Annotated in this window: 23 protein-coding genes, 1 tRNA gene and 1 riboswitch; of the genes, 12 read left to right on the top strand and 12 right to left on the bottom strand. The window is 43.5% G+C overall.

The window, feature by feature from the left end; translation table 11 throughout:
- The 9 genes from ACQEXS_RS03790 to rsxA form a co-directional block, all read right to left on the bottom strand.
- Complete coding sequence (locus ACQEXS_RS03790; protein WP_367987026.1) at positions 1-438, bottom strand: DUF2753 domain-containing protein; 438 nt, start codon at positions 436-438, stop codon at positions 1-3.
- Positions 439-577: 139 nt separating this feature from the next.
- Positions 578-994, bottom strand: a complete 417-nt coding sequence (gene gloA / locus ACQEXS_RS03785) for a lactoylglutathione lyase (protein ID WP_427010070.1) — start codon at positions 992-994, stop codon at positions 578-580.
- A gap of 9 nt (positions 995-1003) precedes the next feature.
- On the bottom strand, positions 1004-1645 hold the full coding sequence (gene nth / locus ACQEXS_RS03780) for an endonuclease III (protein ID WP_367987024.1): 642 nt from the start codon (positions 1643-1645) through the stop codon (positions 1004-1006).
- A gap of 24 nt (positions 1646-1669) precedes the next feature.
- Positions 1670-2362: an electron transport complex subunit E gene (locus ACQEXS_RS03775; RefSeq protein ID WP_427012890.1), complete on the bottom strand. Its 693-nt coding sequence runs from the start codon at positions 2360-2362 to the stop codon at positions 1670-1672.
- Entirely contained in the window at positions 2355-2990 is a 636-nt protein-coding gene (gene rsxG, locus ACQEXS_RS03770) for an electron transport complex subunit RsxG (protein WP_427010072.1), read from the bottom strand. The genes ACQEXS_RS03775 and rsxG overlap by 8 nt, the downstream gene beginning before the upstream one ends.
- A gap of 8 nt (positions 2991-2998) precedes the next feature.
- Positions 2999-4045 carry an electron transport complex subunit RsxD gene (gene rsxD / locus ACQEXS_RS03765; protein WP_427012889.1) on the bottom strand — a complete coding sequence of 349 codons (1047 nt, stop codon included), beginning with the start codon at positions 4043-4045 and terminating at the stop codon, positions 2999-3001.
- Entirely contained in the window at positions 4045-6558 is a 2514-nt protein-coding gene (gene rsxC, locus ACQEXS_RS03760; RefSeq protein ID WP_427012888.1) for an electron transport complex subunit RsxC, read from the bottom strand. Before rsxC ends, rsxD begins: the two co-directional genes overlap by 1 nt.
- Before the next feature lie 8 nt (positions 6559-6566).
- Positions 6567-7148: an electron transport complex subunit RsxB gene (gene rsxB / locus ACQEXS_RS03755; RefSeq protein WP_367987019.1), complete on the bottom strand. Its 582-nt coding sequence runs from the start codon at positions 7146-7148 to the stop codon at positions 6567-6569.
- Positions 7148-7729: an electron transport complex subunit RsxA gene (gene rsxA, locus ACQEXS_RS03750; RefSeq protein ID WP_367987018.1), complete on the bottom strand. Its 582-nt coding sequence runs from the start codon at positions 7727-7729 to the stop codon at positions 7148-7150. Before rsxA ends, rsxB begins: the two co-directional genes overlap by 1 nt.
- A 384-nt stretch (positions 7730-8113) precedes the next feature.
- On the opposite strand from rsxA, the gene ACQEXS_RS03745 reads away from it, so the two are divergent.
- Positions 8114-8539 (top strand): winged helix-turn-helix domain-containing protein, encoded by a 426-nt coding sequence (locus ACQEXS_RS03745; RefSeq protein WP_427012887.1) that lies wholly within the window; start codon positions 8114-8116, stop codon positions 8537-8539.
- 46 nt (positions 8540-8585) lie between these two features.
- Here ACQEXS_RS03745 and ACQEXS_RS03740 read toward each other — a convergent pair whose 3' ends face one another.
- Together ACQEXS_RS03740 and ACQEXS_RS03735 are read right to left on the bottom strand one after the other, a co-directional pair.
- The gene (locus ACQEXS_RS03740) at positions 8586-9539 is read right to left on the bottom strand and encodes a helix-turn-helix domain-containing protein (RefSeq protein ID WP_427012886.1); all 954 of its coding nucleotides are present in this window, start codon (positions 9537-9539) and stop codon (positions 8586-8588) included.
- A gap of 517 nt (positions 9540-10056) precedes the next feature.
- Positions 10057-10132: transfer RNA gene (locus ACQEXS_RS03735), tRNA-Asn, on the bottom strand.
- 546 nt (positions 10133-10678) lie between these two features.
- Here ACQEXS_RS03735 and uvrB point away from each other — a divergent pair.
- The 3 genes from uvrB (at position 10679) to luxU (ending at position 14725) form a co-directional block, all read left to right on the top strand.
- Positions 10679-12709 carry an excinuclease ABC subunit UvrB gene (gene uvrB / locus ACQEXS_RS03730; RefSeq protein WP_427012885.1) on the top strand — a complete coding sequence of 677 codons (2031 nt, stop codon included), beginning with the start codon at positions 10679-10681 and terminating at the stop codon, positions 12707-12709.
- 276 nt (positions 12710-12985) lie between these two features.
- Positions 12986-14380: a quorum-sensing sigma-54 dependent transcriptional regulator LuxO gene (gene luxO / locus ACQEXS_RS03725; RefSeq protein ID WP_427011640.1), complete on the top strand. Its 1395-nt coding sequence runs from the start codon at positions 12986-12988 to the stop codon at positions 14378-14380.
- A gap of 6 nt (positions 14381-14386) precedes the next feature.
- Complete coding sequence (gene luxU, locus ACQEXS_RS03720) at positions 14387-14725, top strand: quorum-sensing phosphorelay protein LuxU (RefSeq protein WP_367987013.1); 339 nt, start codon at positions 14387-14389, stop codon at positions 14723-14725.
- Here the strand turns inward: luxU and ACQEXS_RS03715 are convergent.
- The gene (locus tag ACQEXS_RS03715) at positions 14711-15598 is read right to left on the bottom strand and encodes a YvcK family protein (RefSeq protein WP_427012884.1); all 888 of its coding nucleotides are present in this window, start codon (positions 15596-15598) and stop codon (positions 14711-14713) included. The genes luxU and ACQEXS_RS03715 overlap by 15 nt on opposite strands.
- A gap of 165 nt (positions 15599-15763) precedes the next feature.
- Positions 15764-15897: riboswitch (molybdenum cofactor riboswitch) on the top strand.
- On the opposite strand from ACQEXS_RS03715, the gene moaA reads away from it, so the two are divergent.
- The 8 genes from moaA (at position 15886) to ACQEXS_RS03675 (ending at position 20998) form a co-directional block, all read left to right on the top strand.
- The gene (moaA, locus tag ACQEXS_RS03710; RefSeq protein WP_427012883.1) at positions 15886-16875 is read left to right on the top strand and encodes a GTP 3',8-cyclase MoaA; all 990 of its coding nucleotides are present in this window, start codon (positions 15886-15888) and stop codon (positions 16873-16875) included. (Overlaps the previous riboswitch by 12 nt.)
- Positions 16876-16944: 69 nt before the next feature.
- On the top strand, positions 16945-17457 hold the full coding sequence (gene moaB, locus ACQEXS_RS03705; protein WP_239865573.1) for a molybdenum cofactor biosynthesis protein B: 513 nt from the start codon (positions 16945-16947) through the stop codon (positions 17455-17457).
- An 11-nt stretch (positions 17458-17468) separates the two neighbouring features.
- Complete coding sequence (moaC, locus tag ACQEXS_RS03700; RefSeq protein WP_427012882.1) at positions 17469-17948, top strand: cyclic pyranopterin monophosphate synthase MoaC; 480 nt, start codon at positions 17469-17471, stop codon at positions 17946-17948.
- The gene (moaD, locus tag ACQEXS_RS03695) at positions 17945-18190 is read left to right on the top strand and encodes a molybdopterin synthase sulfur carrier subunit (RefSeq protein WP_427012881.1); all 246 of its coding nucleotides are present in this window, start codon (positions 17945-17947) and stop codon (positions 18188-18190) included. The genes moaC and moaD overlap by 4 nt, the downstream gene beginning before the upstream one ends.
- A gap of 1 nt (position 18191) precedes the next feature.
- The gene (moaE, locus tag ACQEXS_RS03690; RefSeq protein WP_367987008.1) at positions 18192-18650 is read left to right on the top strand and encodes a molybdopterin synthase catalytic subunit MoaE; all 459 of its coding nucleotides are present in this window, start codon (positions 18192-18194) and stop codon (positions 18648-18650) included.
- A gap of 54 nt (positions 18651-18704) precedes the next feature.
- On the top strand, positions 18705-18905 hold the full coding sequence (nrtS, locus tag ACQEXS_RS03685; protein WP_367987007.1) for a nitrate/nitrite transporter NrtS: 201 nt from the start codon (positions 18705-18707) through the stop codon (positions 18903-18905).
- 140 nt (positions 18906-19045) lie between these two features.
- Positions 19046-19462 carry a CBS domain-containing protein gene (locus tag ACQEXS_RS03680; RefSeq protein ID WP_367987006.1) on the top strand — a complete coding sequence of 139 codons (417 nt, stop codon included), beginning with the start codon at positions 19046-19048 and terminating at the stop codon, positions 19460-19462.
- A 60-nt stretch (positions 19463-19522) separates the two neighbouring features.
- Positions 19523-20998, top strand: coding sequence for an MATE family efflux transporter (locus tag ACQEXS_RS03675; RefSeq protein WP_427012880.1), 1476 nt, complete (start codon positions 19523-19525; stop codon positions 20996-20998).
- Positions 20999-21035 lie beyond the last annotated feature (37 nt).

The following is a 21035-nucleotide window of genomic DNA, read 5'->3' as shown; positions in this document are numbered from 1 at the left end:
TTAATTTAGGCGGAATTTGGCGATTAGATTGCAGTTAGTTGCGGTATCAATATCTTGAACTTGCTTTGCAATTTCAGGATTTGGGTGACGTTTCATAAATTCGATCAGCGCTTTTTTACAGCACCCCATCGAATCAATAAACGCATTGCAATCTGTATTTGGGCACTGTGGTACGAGCGTTAACACCTTCTCTGATGCCAGTTGTAGATATTTGAGTTCGTAGGTGGTGTCGCCAACAGTACGCCAGAAAGAAGCGAGGTTATGGCATGAGATCACCGAAATCATTAAGCGATCTTCGACATCAACGTCTTCGGAATCACTAATTCGTTCACTGAGCGTCAATGCTTGCTGATAATGAAGAATACTTCTCAACTGATCGTCTTCCTTCATTGCTATGTCAGCAAGTAGTGTATGCTTCTCCCAATCTGCGATGCCCATTTTTATTATCTCCAACACACGAGGTATCGAAAGATTAAATGATAACGATTATCATGTAAAGTTAAAAAATAAGGCAGCGAATTGCTGCCTTATGAATATTTTGTATCTATTTGATATATATTGCTTATTTGAAACAGGGTTAGCCTTCTAGTCCAGCACTGGCTTGCTTATTTTGGATGAGCTCAATCATATAGCCATCAGGGTCTTTTACGAATGCGATGTGGGTTGTTCCGCCTTTGACGGGGCCTGGCTCACGTGTAATGTTGCCTCCAGCTGCTTTAATGGTGTCGCAAGTGGTGTAAATATCATCGACCCCAATCGCAATGTGGCCAAATGCTGAGCCTAAATCATACTCACTGGTTCCCCAGTTGTAAGTCAGCTCAATCACTGCTCCTTGGGATTCATCACCGTAGCCAAGAAATGCAAGGGTATACTTGTATTCCGTATTTTCGTTGGTACGCAGAAGCTGCATACCCATAACTTGGGTGTAAAACTCGATAGACTTATCTAAGTCACCGACACGTAGCATTGTGTGAAGAATACGACCATTTGACATAGCTTGCTCCTAGCTCTCTGGATAGACTTTTTCTTTGAACTCACAAAGATCTTCAATAATACAGCTGCCGCAACGTGGCTTTCTGGCAACACAGGTATAGCGACCGTGAAGAATTAACCAATGATGAACGTCTAATTTAAACTCTTTAGGGACCACTTTTAGTAGCTTTTCTTCGACTTCATCCACATTTTTCCCCATTGCGAACTTAGTTCGGTTGGAGACACGAAATATGTGGGTATCAACCGCAATCGTGGGCCAACCAAATGCGGTGTTAAGAACAACATTGGCTGTTTTTCGGCCGACACCGGGTAGTGCTTCGAGTGCTTCACGGTTTTCTGGTACTTCGCCGTTGTGTTTGTCTAACAAAATACGACACGTTTTGATAACGTTCTCAGCTTTAGAGTTAAATAAGCCAATAGTCTTGATGTACTCTTTAACACCGTCGACACCCAGATCGAATAAGGCTTGTGGTGTGTTAGCTACAGGGTAAAGCTTATCTGTGGCTTTGTTCACACTGACATCGGTCGCTTGCGCAGAAAGCAGCACCGCAATCAAGAGCTCAAATGGAGAGCTCCAGTTAAGCTCGGTTTGTGGGTTGGGATTGTCATCCCTCAGTCGTTGCAAGATCTCTATGCGTTTTGTTTTGTTCATTGGTAGGCTGCTTCCTGTGTATTCTTATTGGTTGGTGACTCGCACGCGCTCTATCGTCGCTTTTTCTTGTTTTGGTTGGCGAGACTCCATTTGCTTATCGATAACGTTTTTGAGGGCGATCAGTAAGCCAACGCCAATAAATGCGCCTGGCGGTAGTAATGCAAGTAAGAAGCTACTGTCGAAATGAAAGACTTCAATACGAAGCACTTTTGCCCAATCTCCGAGCAGAAGATCTGCACCATCAAATAGTGTCCCATTGCCAATGATTTCACGCATGGCACCTAATAAAACGAGTACACTGGTCATTCCCATGCCCATCCAGAAACCATCTTGCGCGGCGGGCAATACATCATTTTTAGACGCAAAGGCTTCTGCACGGCCAATAATGATACAGTTGGTAACAATAAGGGGGATGAAAATGCCCAGTGATAAGTACAGGCCATAAGCGTAAGCATTCATGAGCAGCTGTACGCAAGTAACCAATGCAGCAATGATCATGACAAACACTGGAATACGCACTTCTTTAGGGACAAAATCTCGTACCAGTGACACGGTTACATTAGATCCCACCAGAACCAGTAAGGTTGCGATGCCGAGCCCTAGAGCATTGGTCACTGTAGATGAGACCGCAAGCAAAGGGCACAGGCCTAGCAGTTGGACGAGTGCGGGGTTGTTGTCCCACATGCCATTTTTAATCAGAGTTTTATGCTCAGCCATGATTGTCTCCACAATCCATCGGTTGCTTAAGTAGCTGTTCGCGATTTTGGTTGACGTAGTTTACGGTATTTTTGACCGCCTTGACGACCGCACGAGGGGTAATTGTGGCGCCTGTAAATTGGTCAAACTGGCCGCCGTCTTTGCGCACTTTCCAAGTGTTGATATTTTGCTCTGTCACCTGTTTGCCGCTAAAGCCCAAGACCCAATCGGTAATACGTAAATCAATTTTATCACCTAGCCCCGGTGTTTCTTGGTGAGACAGAATTCGAGTGCCAGTAATGGTGCCATCTTGCTTGATACCAACGATAAGTTTAATCGCGCCGTTATAGCCATCTGGGGCGATGGCTTCGATAGCCAGTGCGCTTGGCTTACCATTTAATGTGGCGAAATAGGCTGGCATCGGCGTTGTTGTGCCTAGAGCGGGGTCACTGACCAAAGTGCATGAACGATAAAGCTCGTTATCGTGTAAATCGTGGGGAATAACTTGATTTAGCACGGAAAGCAGTTGTTTCTGTTCTTGCAGTTTAATTTGATCTTGAGTGAGATATTGCGTCAATGCCACAAGGCCTGTCGAAGCGCAGGCAAAAATGGCAAGTGTGACGCCGTTTTTACGAATAGCGTTTAACATATTGCTCCTTAATGCCCGTAAGTTCGTGGTTTAGTGTAGTAATCGATCAGCGGAACACACATGTTAGCGAGTAATACGGCAAAAGCCACGCCATCGGGGAAACCACCCCAACTACGAATGATGAATACCATGATCCCAATAAAGGCACCGTAAATCAGGCGTCCTTTGACGGTTGTTGATGCAGAAACGGGATCTGTCGCGATAAAGAATGCACCGAGCATTGTTGCGCCAGATAATAAATGGAGTAGTGGTGATGCTGTTGAATCAGGGGCGAATAACATAAATAGGCTACTGATGACCAATAAGCTCATTAGGAAGCTCACGGGAATATGCCAGCTGATAACTCGCATTTTCAGCAGCAGTAATCCGCCGATCAAGTACGCGAGGTTTACCCACTCCCAACCGATACCAGCTAAGGAAGAAAATTGAGGTTGGCTTAGGGCTTCAGCCGCTGTATGGCCTGAGTGCAGTGATGTTTTAAATGCATCCAGAGGGGTTGCCATGGTCACCCCATCAATGCCAGTCCGGATTTGTTGTAAGGATAGCCCTTCATTATTCAATCCACTGAATACTAACGAGAAAGCATCTCCCATAGAGATATGAGTCGTTTGTAGTTCAGCTGGAGAAATCCAACTGGTCATTTGAACTGGGAAAGAGATCAGCAGGACCACATAAGCAACCATCGCTGGGTTGAATGGATTTTGCCCGATCCCACCGTATAGATGCTTGGCAATTAAAATAGCAAACACCAAACCAATTGTAATGAGCCACCAAGGAGAGAGTGGCGGTATCGCAACCGCAAGTAGCCAAGCGGTGACTAGGGCACTATTGTCCCTGAGTGCTGACATGGGGGGACGCTTGCGAGTGAGCATCACACCTGCTTCTAAAACCAATGCAATAACAATGGCCATGATCAGCTGAATAATGGTACCCCAACCAAAGAAATACGTCTGTGTTGCTAAACCAGGTAACGCACATAAGGCGACCCATTTCATCAGATCAGGAGTACTTCTTCGACTGTGCGCGTGTGGTGAGCTGGCAATGAAGAAGGCCATTACTCTTTCTCCTCAGGTTGTTGGCTTGGTTTTGATTGTTGCTCTTTTGCGGCTTTGCGCGCTTTAGCACGTGCAATAGCGGCGGCAACGGCTGCTTTTTTAGGGGCGTCTTCTTGTGCTGGAGCTGGTGAAGCTTCCGGCTCAACAGTCGGTTTGCTTTCTTGCTTCGCTTTGCGCGCTTTAGCGCGTGTAATAGCGGCGGCAACGGCTGCTTTTTTAGGATCGTCTTCTTGTTCTGGAGCTGGTGAAGCTTCCGGATCAGCAGTCGGTTTGCTTTCTTGCTTCGCTTTGCGCGCTTTAGCACGTGCTATAGCGGCGGCAACGGCTGCTTTTTTCGGGTCGTCTTCTTGCGCTGGAGCTGGTGAAGCTTCCGGCTCAGCAGTTGGTTTGCTTTCTTGCTTCGCTTTGCGCGCTTTAGCGCGTGCAATAGCGGCAGCAACAGCTGCTTTTTTCGGATCGTCTTCTTGTTCTGGAGCTGGTGAAGCTTCCGACTCAGCAGTCGGTTTGCTTTCTTGCTTCGCTTTGCGCGCTTTAGCACGTGCTATAGCGGCAGTAACAGCTGCTTTTTTCGGATCGTCCTCTTGCATTGGAGCTGGTGAAGATTCAGGCTCTGCCACTGGCTTACTTTCTTGCTTCGCTTTGCGAGCTTTCGCTCTTGCAATGGCTTCAGCTACTGCTGCTTTTTTGTCGGTGTTGGAAGCATCAGTGTTTTGTGCTTGAGCTTTCTTCGCTTTAGCACGAGCGATTGCAGCGGCGACCGCATCTTGTTTGTCATTAGAGTTTTCAGTGGCAGATTGTTGCTCTGCCTTAGCCGCTTTACGTTCTCTTGCCTGACGTTTGCGTTCTTCACGCAGCTTCATCATTTCTGAATTATCTGGCTCGCTGTCGCCTGCTTGCATAGCTGCGGCTTGTTTGGCTTTCGCTTTGGCAATGGCAGCGGCAACGGCTGGTTTGACTGCTGGTGTTTCCGCTTCGTTGTTGGCTTTTTGTTTTTTCACACGAGCGATGGCGGCAGCGATTGCATCGTCACCACCCGTTTTCTTCATCTCTTTTCTGCGATCATCGGCTGCTTTTTTGAAGCGATTTTCTCGCTCTGCTTTGTCGCGCTCCATTCGCGCTTTTTTCTCTTCAAAGCGCGCTTTCGCACGTTCAGATGCTTCAGCCTCCTCTTTCCGAGTTTTTATTTCGGCTTTTGCTTTACGATAATAATGAACGAGAGGAATTTCGCTTGGGCACACAAACGCACAAGCACCACACTCAATGCAGTCTTTGAGATTGAGCTCTTCACATTTATCGAACTCTTCGGCTTTTGCGTGCCATTGAAGTTGTTGAGGAAGTAAAGAGGCTGGACATGCTTCAGCACATTGACCGCAGCGGATACATGCCATTTCGTATGAGTCTGCCACGATCTCATTTCGGGTTGGAGCTAAAATGCAGTTGGATGTTTTGGTAACTGGGACCTCTGCATGTGGCAGCGTGAAGCCCATCATCGGCCCACCCATAATGAGTCTTGGAAGTCTTTTATCCGCTTGATAGCCAAATTCATCTAACAGTGCTTGAACCGATGTACCAAGTCGTGTCCAGACATTCTTAGGTTGCTGAAATGCATTTCCTGTTAAGGTCACAACTCGTTCAATTAACGGTTCACCATCACACACAGCACGCTTTATCGCGTACATAGAACCTACATTTTGTACCAATAAACCAATGTCAGCAGGGATACCGTCGTTAGGAACTTCTTTATTCGTCAGCACCTTGATTAGCTGCTTTTCACCACCGGATGGGTATTTGGTTGGAATGACGCGAATTACAATATCTTTGTCTTTCGCCGCACTTTCCAGCGCTTGGATTGCGAGCGGTTTATTATCCTCTATACCGATAATTGTCAGCTTTGGACTAAGAATGTGCTCGACGATTTCGATACCACGAATAATTTCATCTGCGTGCTCTTGGATTAAAATATCGTCCGCGGTGATGTAGGGTTCACATTCAGCAGCGTTGATGATTAAAATTTCGGTGCGAGCCAAGCCCGCCTGAATTTTCTTAGCTGTCGGGAAGCCGGCACCGCCCATACCTGACACACCGGCTTGACGTATTATTTCAATCAGCTCATCTGGTGAGAGCTGGTTGAAATTGTCGAATACTTTACGCTCTGCCCATTCATCTTTGCCATCAGACTCGATAACAACACAAAGCTCTGTTAAGCCAGAAGGATGCGCTGAAGTACGAGGCTCTATCGCCGTCACGATCCCAGATGTTGGCGCGTGGACAGGTAACATAAAGCTCGAATCATATTTACTGAGCGGCTGGCCTTTTAAGACGCGATCACCGACGGAAACGGTCACAGTCCCTGGCTTACCTATGTGTTGCTTGACTGGCAAGATCAACTGCGTAGGTAAACTTGCATGAGTCAATTGCGTTTTAAGTGATTGAGCTTTGTTTTCTGGCGGATGAATACCACCGGGAAAGTCCCACAGTGAACCAGATTTAATTTGTTCGATTAATGACAACATACCAGTCCTTAATTCACACTATTCTGCGACTTAGCAGAATCGGTAATATCAACAACAGGAATGGCGTCCAGTTGCCACTTCCAATTTGCGGTAGTGGTTTCTACCGGGATCATTTCAATACAGTCGGTTGGGCAAGGTGCCACACATAAGTCACAGCCAGTACATTCATCTTTAATTACCGTGTGTAAAGCTTTTGTTCCGCCGACAATCGCATCGACAGGACAAGCTTGAATGCATTTTGTACATCCAATACACATATCTTCATGAATAAACGCGACTTTCTTAATATCGTCTAGCTCGTGTGCTGACTCACTTGCTTCTACTCCCATAAGATCAGCAAGCTTCTCAATGGTCGCTTGACCACCTGGAGGGCATTTATTGATGGCATCGCCATTGGCGATAGCTTCCGCATAGGGACGGCAGCCGGGATAACCACATTGACCGCATTGTGTTTGCGGCAAAATATTATCAATTTGGTCGACGATAGGATCGCCTTCTACTTTAAACCGGATAGAGGCAAAACCTAATATTGCCCCAAATATGGCAGCAAGGGCTGCAATGGCAATAACTGCGATTACGATAGAACTCATTACAACTTCACCAACCCTGTAAAGCCCATAAAGGCTAAAGACATTAACCCGGCGGTGATCATCGCGATAGATGCACCTTTGAAAGGTGCAGGAACATCAGCGGCGGTAATGCGTTCGCGCATGGAAGCGAACAGCACCAAAACCAGAGAAAAGCCGACTGCCGCACCAAATCCATAGATAACAGACTCAACGAAGTTATGGTTTTCGTTAATGTTTAGTAGGGCAACACCGAGCACGGCGCAGTTAGTCGTAATAAGAGGAAGGAAAATACCTAACAGACGGTAAAGTGTTGGGCTGGTTTTATGTACCACCATTTCGGTGAACTGAACCACAACAGCAATCACTAGAATAAAGCTCATGGTACGCAGGTACTGTAAACCGAGCGGAAGCAAAATATAGCTTTCCACCAAATAAGCACATACCGAGGCTAATGTCAGTACAAATGTTGTGGCTAACCCCATACCGATTGCGGTTTCTAGTTTCTTAGAAACCCCCATAAACGGACATAGGCCCAAAAACTTCACCAGTACAAAGTTGTTGACTAGCACTGTGCCCACCAACAACAAAAGATATTCGGTCATAGTTATGTAATTTAGAAATTCCGATCCCGACATTATCCTGCTTTGGCTGCTCAATAACAACCTGAGAAGGAAAGGTTTTAAATTATAGCTTAAAAAAGCAACGCTCTGACCAACAGCTCGCTCTACAATAAAATCTTAGTAACAAAAAAGTGAGAGTGAAAACTATTATCAAAAAATAAAAAACCGTGAAGGCAAAAAGGATAGAAAGGGTCAGTGAACCAGAAAATAGGATCACATATATGCAACTGTATTTTTAATTGATAGCAAACAAAGAAAAACAAAATTATCACGTGCTAATTCTTTGATGCTAGTTCCTGTTTATTATATTTAAGCAGTCTTAATTACATTAAATGAAATAAAAATAAACTTTATAATGAGATGGTCATGATGAATGAATGTGTCGCTCAACTAAATCAACCAAGTTTAAATGAATCTTTTGGATCACATTGTTCAGATATCACATGCGTTATATGTCCGGTTAAGTGGGCAGCACGCCTTAGAATGAAAGTCTTTTTTGACCATAAAGGAAAGCCGCATGTTAGTAATCTGGATGGAACAGAAGTAATGGCCTGCAGCCTTAATAGTATTCGTTGTTTGTGCTATCTATCAGATCATATTGATGAACTGGTGAGCCGAGATGACTTAGAAATACACATATGGAATAGCGTTCTTATTGGAAGAAGTCGATTACCTGTTTTATTACATGAAGTCAGAAAGATATTAAACTTCTCGAATATGTCTCTTATTACAGTAAGAAATAAGGGCTACACGTTAAGAAACTGGGATTGCATTGCATTACAAGCTGTTTAATATCTTTTGGTTTTATTAATGGTAACTAATATAAGTCATTTGAATGCTATTTATTTGCATGAGTTGTACATGCCTCTAAAAAATGATTAGTTGAGCTGCTTTTACCAGAAAAAAAGGTTTCTAGTTGATCTTTTACTGGTATTAGCAGCATTGGATGAGAAAGTAGCTTTAATAAATCCCCTTTAATGAGGTATACGTCTATATGGTGTTCTATTTTGGAAGGGTAAACTTTTATGACTTCCATATCAAAAAGAGAAACATATAACTTGGCCATGGTTTTTCCTGTCGCAAAGCCATATACAGTATTTTTGTTGTGGTATCTTTTATTTAATAAAAAGTAGCAAGCACTGGCTGTCATTAATTGTAAGTTATGAGCTGAATTTGAATAAAATCCAACATTGATGAGTGCGCCTTCATCGATTTCATTTTTACTTAAATTAGGGAAGGAAGGTATAGACTCGGTAAAACTGAGATCTTCAAATCCTGACCAATGGCCAACTAACTTTTCGTTATGTTGAAGCTCAATGGTAGTAACAATAACGTCCTCTTGTAAGCTTGATAACTCTCCATAGAAATCAGATAAAGCTGAAAGGTTATTGTAGAAATCAGAAAACTCTGAGAAATGGGTAGCTTTCGAGGTATGGTTTAACGCAAGTTGTGGATTTTTAGAAATAGCTGAATAGGCTAAAGACACGAGAGAGTAATCGATATATTCTTTTAATTGCTCTAGTAATCCGCTGTCTTTTCTTGAAAACTTAGCTTTACTTATATCAACGGCAAGAATAGCTTCTACAAGATCAATATCTAGAATTCTTGCAATTAACAATTGTTTATAGAGTGAAGGAACGGTTTTTCCTGTTAACCAACGGCTTAATGTTATGGAATCTAATCCTTTGAATATTTCATAATGATTATTCTGTAAGATCGCGATCAATTCTTTTCTCGAAATATTTTTATTTTCGAGCCAAGTTGTTAATACGTAATCAAAACTCTTACTCATATTTATCCTACTCAAAACATAACATTCTATTCAAAATGCGTGCCTTTATGATGGCTACGCTGGCATCATTGTCATTCTAGGTGCCGATCGATAGTTAAAGAAAAATTGTTAGCATTTATCTAATATTTTATCACACGAATGCTAATGGTTATACCGCATGACGTTGTGTTCAATCGGAGGATATCAAGAATTTAGAGATTATGCTTTCAATGAAATAAGTTGAGTTGACACACTAAGACTAGGTATGACGGGGTGTGGTGAATAGAATGTCGACTTTGGTTAAACGACTTTGATGAGGTTATTAATTGAAAATAATTAAAATTAATAATATTTAGATATTTGCAGATATTCTAATTAGGAGTGTGTTTGGTTTTTTATATAAATAATGGATATATAAAACATTAGTAGATAAAGGAAGAGAAGTTTTTCAAGTTGTGAGAAAGCGATGAGCGGAAAGTGAGAGAGCGTAAACTTAATACAAAAAAACCGCATCAGGTGATGCGGTTTTTTCTGAATTTGGCTCCCCCTGCGGGACTCGAACCTGCGACATACGGATTAACAGTCCGCCGTTCTACCAACTGAACTAAGGGGGAATTGCTTTAAGCGGAGCGCATCTTAGCTAGGAGCCAGAGATAAGTCAATACTAAACTGCAGCAAATTAACCTCATTTCCCGTAAAAAAATACTTTACTTTCTCGTAAGCCTTATCGTTATTAGGGTTGCTTTACTTATCCACCAAAATTGTGGATAAGTGTGTTAATTAAGCTTGAGCAAAAAAATAGTGTGCTTAAGTTAGAGTTTTCGCTTTATTTTATAACTAAACGTTATGGTGTTTTAACTAATTGATATTCAATGCTTTATGATCATTCTTAATTGAATTTACTGCTTACGGGTTAGCTTTCTTAAGGAGTATTTCTAATATGATTTCAGTAGAAATGTGAGTAAGTTGTGGGAAAGTTTTGTCGGATTTTTCGGGCAAACTCTTCGAGGGGGATGCATAATAACAGGTTCAATAACGAGGATCTAGTTGTGAGAAAGCAAAAAGTGCAAAACAGCGATTAATTTTCCTAACACCACTTGAGTCTGTATATTTATACAGACAAAATAAACAGACATTGAATGACATCACCAGAGGTTAGTATGAGTAAAGTTTTTGAGTTGGTATCTGATTATCAGCCATCAGGGGATCAGCCAACGGCAATAAGCCAATTGCTCGACGGTATAGACTCCGGCCTGGCTCATCAAACCTTATTGGGTGTAACGGGCTCAGGAAAAACATTTACTCTCGCTAATGTAATTGCTCAGGCCCAGCGTCCTGCTATTTTGCTTGCCCCTAACAAAACGTTGGCGGCTCAGCTTTATGGTGAAATGAAAGCATTTTTCCCCAACAATGCCGTTGAATACTTCGTTTCTTATTATGACTACTATCAACCTGAAGCTTATGTTCCGACCACAGATACATTCATAGAAAAAGATGCCTCTGTTAACGCTCATATCGAGCAAATGCGTTTGTCAGCGACAAAAGCTTTATTAGAGCGTAAAGACGCTATCATTGTTGCTTCTGTTTCAGCCATTTATGGTTTGGGCGATCCACAGTCTTACCTGCAAATGATGCTTCACATTCGCCGAGGCGATATTTTAGACCAGCGCGATATTTTACGTCGTTTAGCCGAGCTGCAATACAGCCGAAATGATGTCGCCTTTGAACGGGGGCAATTCCGAGTCCGTGGTGAAGTGATTGATGTTTTTCCTGCAGAATCTGATCAAGACGCTGTACGCATTGAAATGTTTGATGATGAGATTGATTGCATCAGCATTTTTGACCCTTTGACAGGTGCGGTTAAGCAAAGAGATATCCCTAGATTTACCATTTATCCGAAAACCCACTATGTAACGCCGCGAGAGCGTATTCTTGAAGCTGTTGAGAGCATTAAAGTCGAGCTCGAAAAGCGTAAGAGCTATCTTTTGGAGAACAACAAATTACTCGAAGAGCAGCGCATAAGTCAGCGAACACAATTTGATATTGAGATGATGAACGAGTTGGGTTTTTGCTCGGGAATAGAAAACTACTCACGTTACCTCAGTGGCAGAAGTGAGGGAGAGCCGCCTCCGACATTATTTGATTACCTTCCTCATGATGGTTTACTTATTATTGATGAATCACATGTGACAGTGCCACAAATTGGCGCGATGTATAAAGGGGACCGTTCGAGAAAAGAAACCTTAGTGGAGTTTGGTTTTCGCTTACCGTCAGCCCTAGACAATCGACCTCTTAAATTTGATGAATTTGAGTCACTGGCCCCCCAAACTATTTTTGTTTCCGCGACCCCTGGAAATTATGAACTAGATAAATCTGCAGGTGAAATTGCTGATCAGGTAGTGCGTCCAACTGGGCTATTGGATCCAGAACTGGAAGTACGTCCGGTTGCGACTCAGGTCGATGACTTGTTGTCGGAAATCCGAATTCGCTCAGCAAAAGACGAGCGCGTACTGGTCACTACATTAACAAAACGTATGGCAGAAGATCTGACAGAGTATTTGACTGAGCACGATGTTCGAGTCCGCTATCTGCATTCTGATATTGATACGGTCGAACGTGTCGAAATCATTCGTGACTTGCGTTTAGGTGAGTTTGATGTGTTGGTTGGGATTAACCTACTGAGAGAAGGTCTAGATATGCCTGAAGTATCGTTAGTGGCAATCTTGGATGCAGACAAAGAAGGCTTTTTACGTTCAGAGCGCTCACTGATTCAGACTATAGGTCGTGCGGCACGTAATATTGAGGGTAAGGCTATCTTATATGCCGACTCAATTACAAAATCGATGAAAAAAGCAATGGATGAGACCAATCGACGTCGCGAAAAACAGCAAGCTTATAATGAAGAACGCGGTATGCAGCCACAGGCGCTAAAACGTAATGTTAAAGATATTATGGAACTTGGTGATATTGCTAAAAGTCGGAAACAGCGTAGTAGTAAAGCGGTTCCGCTTTCTAAAGTTGCAGAGCCTTCTCAGTCATATCAGGTGTTGTCACCTCAAGAGCTTGAGAAAGAGATCAGTAAACTCGAAGCTCAAATGTATCAACATGCTCAGGATCTAGAGTTTGAATTAGCGGCGGATAAACGAGATCAAATTGACAAATTGCGCCAGCAGTTTATTGCAAATAGCTAATTTAGTCTGATTACGAAGCAGGGATTTCAAGCAAAAAAATAGCCAATAGCAAAAATGTCTATTGGCTTCAATTTGTGAATACTAAGTTCACTAACAACGTCAGTTGGCTAGGTGACCCTTGAGGGTCAATAGTGTTTTAGCAGATATCGTGCCATTATTATTGTGCATAATGTATTCTAAAGTCGTTTAATATGGACTCAAATGAGTAATAAGTTTGCAAAATGCAACGCGCAATGCAATTATTCATACAGAATGCAAAAAAATAATGGCTAGGTTATGCAACATTCATCTCACTCTACAAAGTCAAAATATCTATTGATGGTGGAAGATACGGCTTCTGTTGCGGCATTGTATCGTTCGTACCTCACACCACTTGGGATAGATATCAATATCGTTGGGACAGGGCGAGACGCTATCGAAAGTGTTTCTGCGCGTACACCAGACTTAATTTTGCTTGATTTGCGCTTGCCTGATATGACCGGGATGGATGTGCTTTATGAAGTGAAACAAAGAGATCCTGATGTACCAGTGATCTTTATGACGGCACATGGTTCCATCGATACAGCAGTAGAAGCCATGCGTCATGGTGCACAAGACTTTTTGATTAAACCGTGTGAAGCTGACCGCTTACGTGTGACCGTCAATAACGCAATTCGTAAAGCCACCAAATTAAAAAATGAAGCTGGTAACCCGGGAAATCAAAGCTATCAGGGTTTTATCGGTAGTAGCCAGACGATGCAAGCGGTCTATCGAACTATAGATTCAGCAGCGAGCAGTAAGGCGAGTATCTTCATTACCGGAGAGAGTGGTACGGGTAAAGAGGTGTGTGCTGAGGCCATCCATGCAGCGAGCCGTCGTGGAGACAAGCCATTCATTGCCATTAACTGTGCCGCGATACCAAAAGATTTGATCGAAAGTGAGTTGTTTGGTCACGTCAAAGGGGCATTTACCGGTGCAGCCACCGATCGTCAAGGCGCGGCAGAATTGGCTGACGGAGGAACCCTGTTTCTGGATGAGCTGTGTGAAATGGACTTAGATCTGCAAACCAAGTTATTGCGATTTATCCAAACAGGTACGTTTCAGAAAGTAGGTTCGTCGAAAATGAAAAGCGTTGATGTACGCTTTGTTTGTGCCACGAACCGTGATCCTTGGAAGGAAGTTCAAGAAGGGCGTTTTCGAGAAGACCTATATTACCGATTGTATGTTATTCCTTTACATTTACCGCCACTGCGTGAACGGGGTGATGATGTCATAGAAATTGCTTACTCATTATTAGGCTTTATGTCGAAAGAGGAAGGTAAAGACTTTGTTCGTCTGACGCCTGACGTGGTTGAGCGCTTCACCCGTTATGAATGGCCGGGGAATGTGCGTCAGCTGCAAAATGTATTACGTAACGTGGTGGTGCTTAATAACGGAAAAGACATCAGCTTTGATATGTTGCCACCGCCATTGAACATTCCGGGAGAAAATGAAATCCGTATGCCGATTCAAGCAAAAGAAGCCGTTTCAGTACACGACATTTTCCCGCTGTGGATGACTGAAAAAAATGCAATTGAACAAGCTATTGAGGCCTGCGATGGGAATATTCCCAAAGCTGCAGGTTACCTCGATGTTAGTCCGTCAACAATCTATCGTAAACTCCAAGCTTGGAACACGAAGGAAGCTCAGTAAGCCGCTATGGAAGTACTTAATCAAGAAAAGATAAATCGACTTGCCTCAGAAATTGGTGAGGAAAATGTACCAGTGCTGTTGCAGATTTTCCTTGGCGAGTTATCTAATTATATTGAAAATCTGCAAGCGGATCCTGAGGATAAAACCCAATATCTAAAGGAAATAAGCCATGCGTTAAAAAGCAGCGCGGCCAGTTTTGGCGCTGAAGTATTGTGCGAATATGCTATTGAAATTGATACACATGCGAAAACTGGCCAAGGCTTTAATCAATCAGACAGCAAAGAGAAAATGATTGAGCTGCTTAAGCTGACTTATCAACATTACGCACAATTAGTCGCGCAATAGAGACTCGATTGCTTGTTGCAGCTTGTTTCTATCATGGCGCCAGTCTCGGTTGGGTGAGGCGAGCTCTTTGGTGACACAGTTCCATTCGGCGAGATCTGGGTGGGGTGTGTCCCCTAGTACAACATCGACTTTTCTTCCCTGACACGCACGCTCACACCATTCTAATTTCTCTTTCAGAGACATTCGTCCAGCAGGACCATATTCCGGGGACAAGTTTTCCACAAAAACGACTTGAGCTTTTACGTTGTTATTGATTGCGCGTCCAACCTCTGGAAGTAGCAAAGGTGGCATGATGCTGGTCAAAAAGCTACCGGGGCCAAGTACAATGCAATCGGCCTGTTCAATGGCCAAGACACCTTCTTTTGTTGCTGGTACTTCAGGGTTTAAATCTAAGCGGCGAAGGTCGTTTTCCATTTCATCGACACTTGTTTCTCCGGTGACCCATTTACCGTCTACCGATAATGCGGTGAGATCGGTTGGGTGTTCTGTCATAGGAACAATATTGACATCGACCTTGAGCATATTTCGAATTAAGTTAATTGCATCAAGAGGACGAACGGATAGGTTATCCAATGCCGTTAGCATGAGGTTACCGAGGTTATGACCATCGAGTTCGCCAGCGCCTTTAAAGCGGTATTCGAACATCATTGAGCTGATGGAAGGATCGGTGATTAACTGGTTGATACAGTTGCGAGTATCCCCCCAAGCAATGCCGCCCTGACAGTCACGAATGCGTCCTGTTGAACCGCCATTATCTGTGGTTGTGACAATCCCAGTCGCATTTGAGCCAAAAGATTTTAGAGCTGCTAGCATACGACCAAGTCCATGGCCGCCACCAATAGCTACGACTTTTTTAGATGAATACAGAGCCATCGAATTTGTACTTATTTAGAAATAACCATCTATAATTTAGTGTATTGCGTTGATAGGGAATACGCAATTAGTGGTAAATTGAGCTGTTGTCAGCTTTTTTTGACCTGAAAGGTGGAAACACGCACAAATATTAAGTATTTTATCTAATAGCTACTGTTGTTCAAACAGTTGCCATAACTCCGAGCTCATCAAGCTAAGTCTAAGGATAGGCGTGGTGAGCCAGTGACATGTTGTCACAAGGGCATAATTGGAAATGATTAGGCCTCCCGTGTTTGGAAAGGTGTTCCGTGGCGCAACAATTCGAAGATAGATTCCATCGCAAGTTTTATTACTTGCGCTTGTCTGTTACAGATGTCTGTAACTTTAAATGCACTTACTGCCTACCTGATGGTTACCAACCTTCGGGGCAAAAAAACTCATCTTTTTTATCGCTACCTGAAATCACGCGAGTGGTTCGGGCGTTTGCCGATTGTGGTACGTCCAAAGTTCGTATTACGGGTGGTGAACCAAGTCTGCGGAAAGACTTTACTGACATTATTCACCAAGTTTCTTCAACGAAAGGGATCACCAAAGTAGCCACAACGACAAATGGCTATCGGATGGAAAAACAGGTCGCTGAGTGGAAACAAGCGGGTTTAACCAATATTAATGTTAGTGTGGATAGCTTAGACCCGAGAATGTTCCACCAAATCACTGGAGAAAATAAGTTTACTCAAGTGATGGCGGGGATCGATCGCGCGTTTGAAGTGGGCTATGAACAAGTGAAAGTTAATGTGGTATTGATGAAAGATCTAAACCACAGTGAACTGCCTGCTTTCCTCAACTGGATCAAGCATCGTCCAATTCAACTTCGTTTCATTGAGCTAATGCAAACTGGTGAAATGGATGAGCTGTTTAATAACCATCATGTTTCCGGTGTTGCTATTCGTAACCAACTGATTGCCAATGGTTGGATCTTAAAAGTGCGTGCCAAAAATGATGGTCCTGCTCAAGTATTCGTTCACCCAGATTATCAAGGTGAAATTGGCTTGATCATGCCGTACGAAAAGAACTTTTGTGAAAGTTGTAACCGTCTGCGCGTTTCTGCAAAGGGCAAACTTCATATGTGCTTGTTTGGTGAGCATGGTGTGGAGCTACGCGACTTACTTCAAACCGATGGCCAAGAAAGTGAGCTGATAGAGCGTATCCAAGCTCAATTACAATCGAAATCAGTCAGTCATTTCCTTCATGATGGAAAGACGGGAATGACCCCGCACTTGGCATCAATCGGCGGCTAATACAACAAATCAATTTAAAGCTGAGCAGCGCTTAGCTTAACTTCCCAAATAATTTAGATAGGTGGACAAATGGGTCACGCAGAAAGTAAATTCCAACCAGCAAATATCGCTGTTCTTACCGTTTCAGACACACGTACAGAAGAAAATGACACCTCTGGTGCATACCTTGTCGAGAATGCAAAAGAAGCGGGTCACAACGTTGTAGATAAGCAGATTGTCATCGATGATATGTACAAGATTCGTGCGATTGTTTCTCAATGGATAGCTGATGAAAATGTACAAGCCGTGATGATCACTGGTGGTACGGGCTTTACCTCTCGTGATAGTACACCTGAAGCGCTGAAACCCCTGTTTGATAAAGAGGTAGAAGGGTTCGGTGAACTGTTCCGTCAGGTTTCTTACGAAGAGATCGGCACATCAACCATTCAGTCGCGAGCTATTGCTGGTTTTGCAAATCATACGGTTATTTTCGCGATGCCTGGTTCTACAGGTGCGTGTCGCACGGGTTGGACTAAAATTATCAAACAACAGCTTGATGCGAGTCATCGCCCATGTAACTTCATGCCTCACCTTTCAGTATAAGGGAGGAGGTAATGAGCCAATTTACTCACATTAACGCTTCTGGTGAAGCAAACATGGTGGATGTTTCATCAAAGGTTGAAACTGTTCGTGAAGCAAGAGCGGAAGCTTTTGTTCACATGGCACCTGAAACGTTGCAATTGATCGTGTCCGGTCAACATCATAAAGGTGATGTCTTTGCTACTGCACGAATTGCTGGTATCCAAGCTGCGAAAAAAACGTGGGATCTGATCCCACTATGTCATCCGCTGCTACTTTCTAAAGTGGAAGTTCAACTCGAAGCAATCGAATCAGAAAACAAGGTTCGTATTGAATCTGTTTGTAAATTGGCCGGTAAAACCGGGGTTGAAATGGAAGCGCTGACAGCTGCATCAGTGGCTGCATTGACCATTTATGATATGTGTAAAGCGGTACAGAAAGACATGGTGATTGAGCAAGTTCGGCTGCTAGAAAAAACTGGCGGTAAATCTGGTCACTTTAAGGTGGATGCATGATCAAAGTACTCTTTTTTGCCCAGACTCGTGAATTGGTGGGCACAGATCAAATTGAACTAGAAGCCAGCTTTGCAACCGTTGAGGCATTGCGTGCCCATCTAGCAGAGCGAGAAGGCAAATGGTCTTTAGCACTGGAAGCTGGAAAGCTACTTGTTGCCGTGAACCAATCGATTGTACCACTTGAAACTGAACTCAATGATGGCGATGAAGTTGCTTTCTTCCCGCCAGTAACAGGAGGATAAGATGGATTCTCGTGTTGCAGTTCAGAATGCTGATTTTTCTGTGGGTGATGAATATCAATTGCTTGCTGAAGGTACATCATCCGGCGCCGTTGTGACTTTTGTTGGGAAAGTTCGCGATATGAACTTGGGGGACAACGTGATTGGTTTGTCCTTAGAGCATTACCCTGGAATGACAGAAAAGGCGTTGGCTGAAATTTGTGATGAAGCTGAAAAGCGTTGGCCAGTTGAAAAAATCCGTGTGATACACCGAGTCGGTGATATGGATATTGGTGATCAAATTGTCTTTGTTGGTGTGTCTAGCGCACACCGAGGCGCGGCATTTGAAGCGTGTGAATTTGTTATGGATTACTTGAAAACAAAAGCGCCGTTTTGGAAAAAAGAACGGACAACAGGCTCGACTCGTTGGGTGGATTCTCGAGATTCAGATACCAAAGCCGCTGAGCGATGGACAGTAAAATAATGAAAGGAGCAGAGATGCTCCTTTTTTGTGTGTAGGAAAAACAAAGGAATGGCAATGAATTCAACATCAATCAAAAGGGCGTTAGTCATTGCAATTATTGTAGGGAGTTTATTAAACCTGATTAACCAATACGACGCGCTGTTTATGATGGCTCAATTTAATGGTTATAAGGCGGTTCTGACTTACTTTGTTCCATTTGGCGTTTCTCTAATTAGCAGCTGGCTTGCTGAAAAAGATGTGACTAAACAGCAGTGATTTCCCTTCCACTATTGGCATATGGATACAGTGATAGGCTTCACCTATTGCAAAAATAGTAGATATCCATTTAGTAAAATCAAGAAATTAGGCAACAATTACTTTATAGGCAGTGGTCGCTGTGTATAAAGGAGACGAATATGGAATCGCTAAAAGTTAAAAACTACATGAAGTTACAAGCGGTGACTTTTACCCCGGAAATGCCTTTAAGTGCGGCTCTGGATAAGCTTTTAAAGACGGAACATTTAGGTGGTCCGGTTATTAACAACAAGGAAGAAGTGATTGGTTTCCTTTCCGAGCAAGACCTGCTTGAGAAATTGGTAAAGGTGAGTTATTTCTGTCAAGACACACACATTGTCGGTGATTGTATGCACCAAGAAGTGTTGTCTGTTTCTCCGGAGGCGTCGATCATTGAACTCGCCGACATGATGAAAGTTGGCAAACCTAAAGTTTACCCTGTGATTGATAATGGTAAACTAGTGGGAATGATCACGCGTCGTGATGTCTTAAAAGCGATAGGGAAGAACATTGATGAATGCTTCCAACATCCGGTGTGATACGGTGAGTTGATGAAAAAGGCGCATTGAGCGCCTTTTCTTTTATCTGTAGGAGAGAGTATGTCGAACCAAGATGCCAAATTTACTCAAGGTTCAACCATGAAGCACATTTTGGTGATGTCAGGTGCTGGGTCTGTTGGCTTAATGGCTCTGTTTGTCGTCGACTTACTCGATATGCTTTTTATCAGTATGCTAGGGCAAGTCGAATTAGCTGCAGCCGTCGGCTTTGCTGGTACATTAGTCTTCTTCTCTACCTCAATTTCTATTGGTTCTTCCATTGCTATGGGCGCACTGGTATCAAAAGCTTTGGGCGCAAAGAAGCTTGATGAGGCACGCCAGCTTACCGTTAGCGTATTGATGACCACGTTTTTGATTAGCTGTATTGTTGCTGTGGTTATGTATGCCTACATCCCAGAACTGCTTGCCGCTATTGGGGCTCAGGGTTTTGCTGCGGAGCGAGCGCAAGCCTACTTAGAAATTCTATTGCCTAGTGGCCCGGTTGTTGCGCTAGCAATGGCGGCTGGGGCAGGGCTGCGGGCTGCGGGTGATGCTAAGCGTTCGATGTGGGCGACGCTTTCCGGAGGGATTGCAAATGCGTTGCTTGACCCGCTATTCATTTTTGGCTTTGGCTGGAATGTGGAAGGGGCCGCCGCCGCTTCTGTTTTTGCTCGCTTTACTGTTCTATTCTTCTCGCTTTACCCACTTATTAAGCATCACAATTTAGTCGCGATTCCTTCGTTTGTGACTTGGAATCAAAATATTCGATCCATTTTAACCATCGCCCTGCCTGCGATTGTCACTAACCTTGCGACGCCTGTTGGTAATGCCATTGTTACCTCTTCTATCGCTAAGTTTGGTGAAGATTTTGTCGCTGGCTTTGCTGTCATTGGCCGCTTAACGCCTGTCTGTTTCGCTGTGATCTTCGCACTTTCTGGAGCCGTTGGACCCATTATTGGGCAGAATTTTGGTGCAGAGCGTTTTGATCGCGTCAAAGAAACGTTAAACAACTCTTTACTTGTAACCACGATATACACCTTGTTGGTTTGCGCAGTGCTCTATTTTGCTCAAGGTTTAGTGATTGAGATGTTCAATCTACAGGGTGATGCTGCTGTTATCATGACAGCCTTTTGTACCTATGTAGCACTCAGCTTTATCTTTAATGGCATGATGTTTGTGGCCAATACATCGTTTAACAATTTGGGTAAGCCGCTTTACTCAACGGCATTAAACTTAGGTAAAGCAACACTAGGAACTTTGCCGTTTGTCTATTTTGGTGCTTTATGGTTTGGCGCCTTAGGTGTGTTGTATGGTCAGGCTGTAGGCACAGTAGTATTTGGCTTAATTTCATTGGTGGTGCTGAAAAAACATATTGCTGAATTAATGCCAGGGCAAGATATGGAGCGGGAAGATGATCCTTCCGTGACTTGTGTGAACACACAGCCTTTCTGTACGCATGATGCGGTGTTAATTGATGAAGCGGGTGCAGACAGCGATGTTTTGACGTCTCCCTACCATAAAAGACATAAAAACAATTGACCTTAGAGTAGGCTCCAAGGTTTATGATGACAGTGTC

It is taken from the genome of Vibrio sp. TRT 17S01 (assembly GCF_050113695.1).
In the GTDB taxonomy this organism is placed as follows: Bacteria; Pseudomonadota; Gammaproteobacteria; order Enterobacterales; family Vibrionaceae; genus Vibrio.
This window is presented reverse-complemented; position numbering and strand designations above follow the sequence as displayed.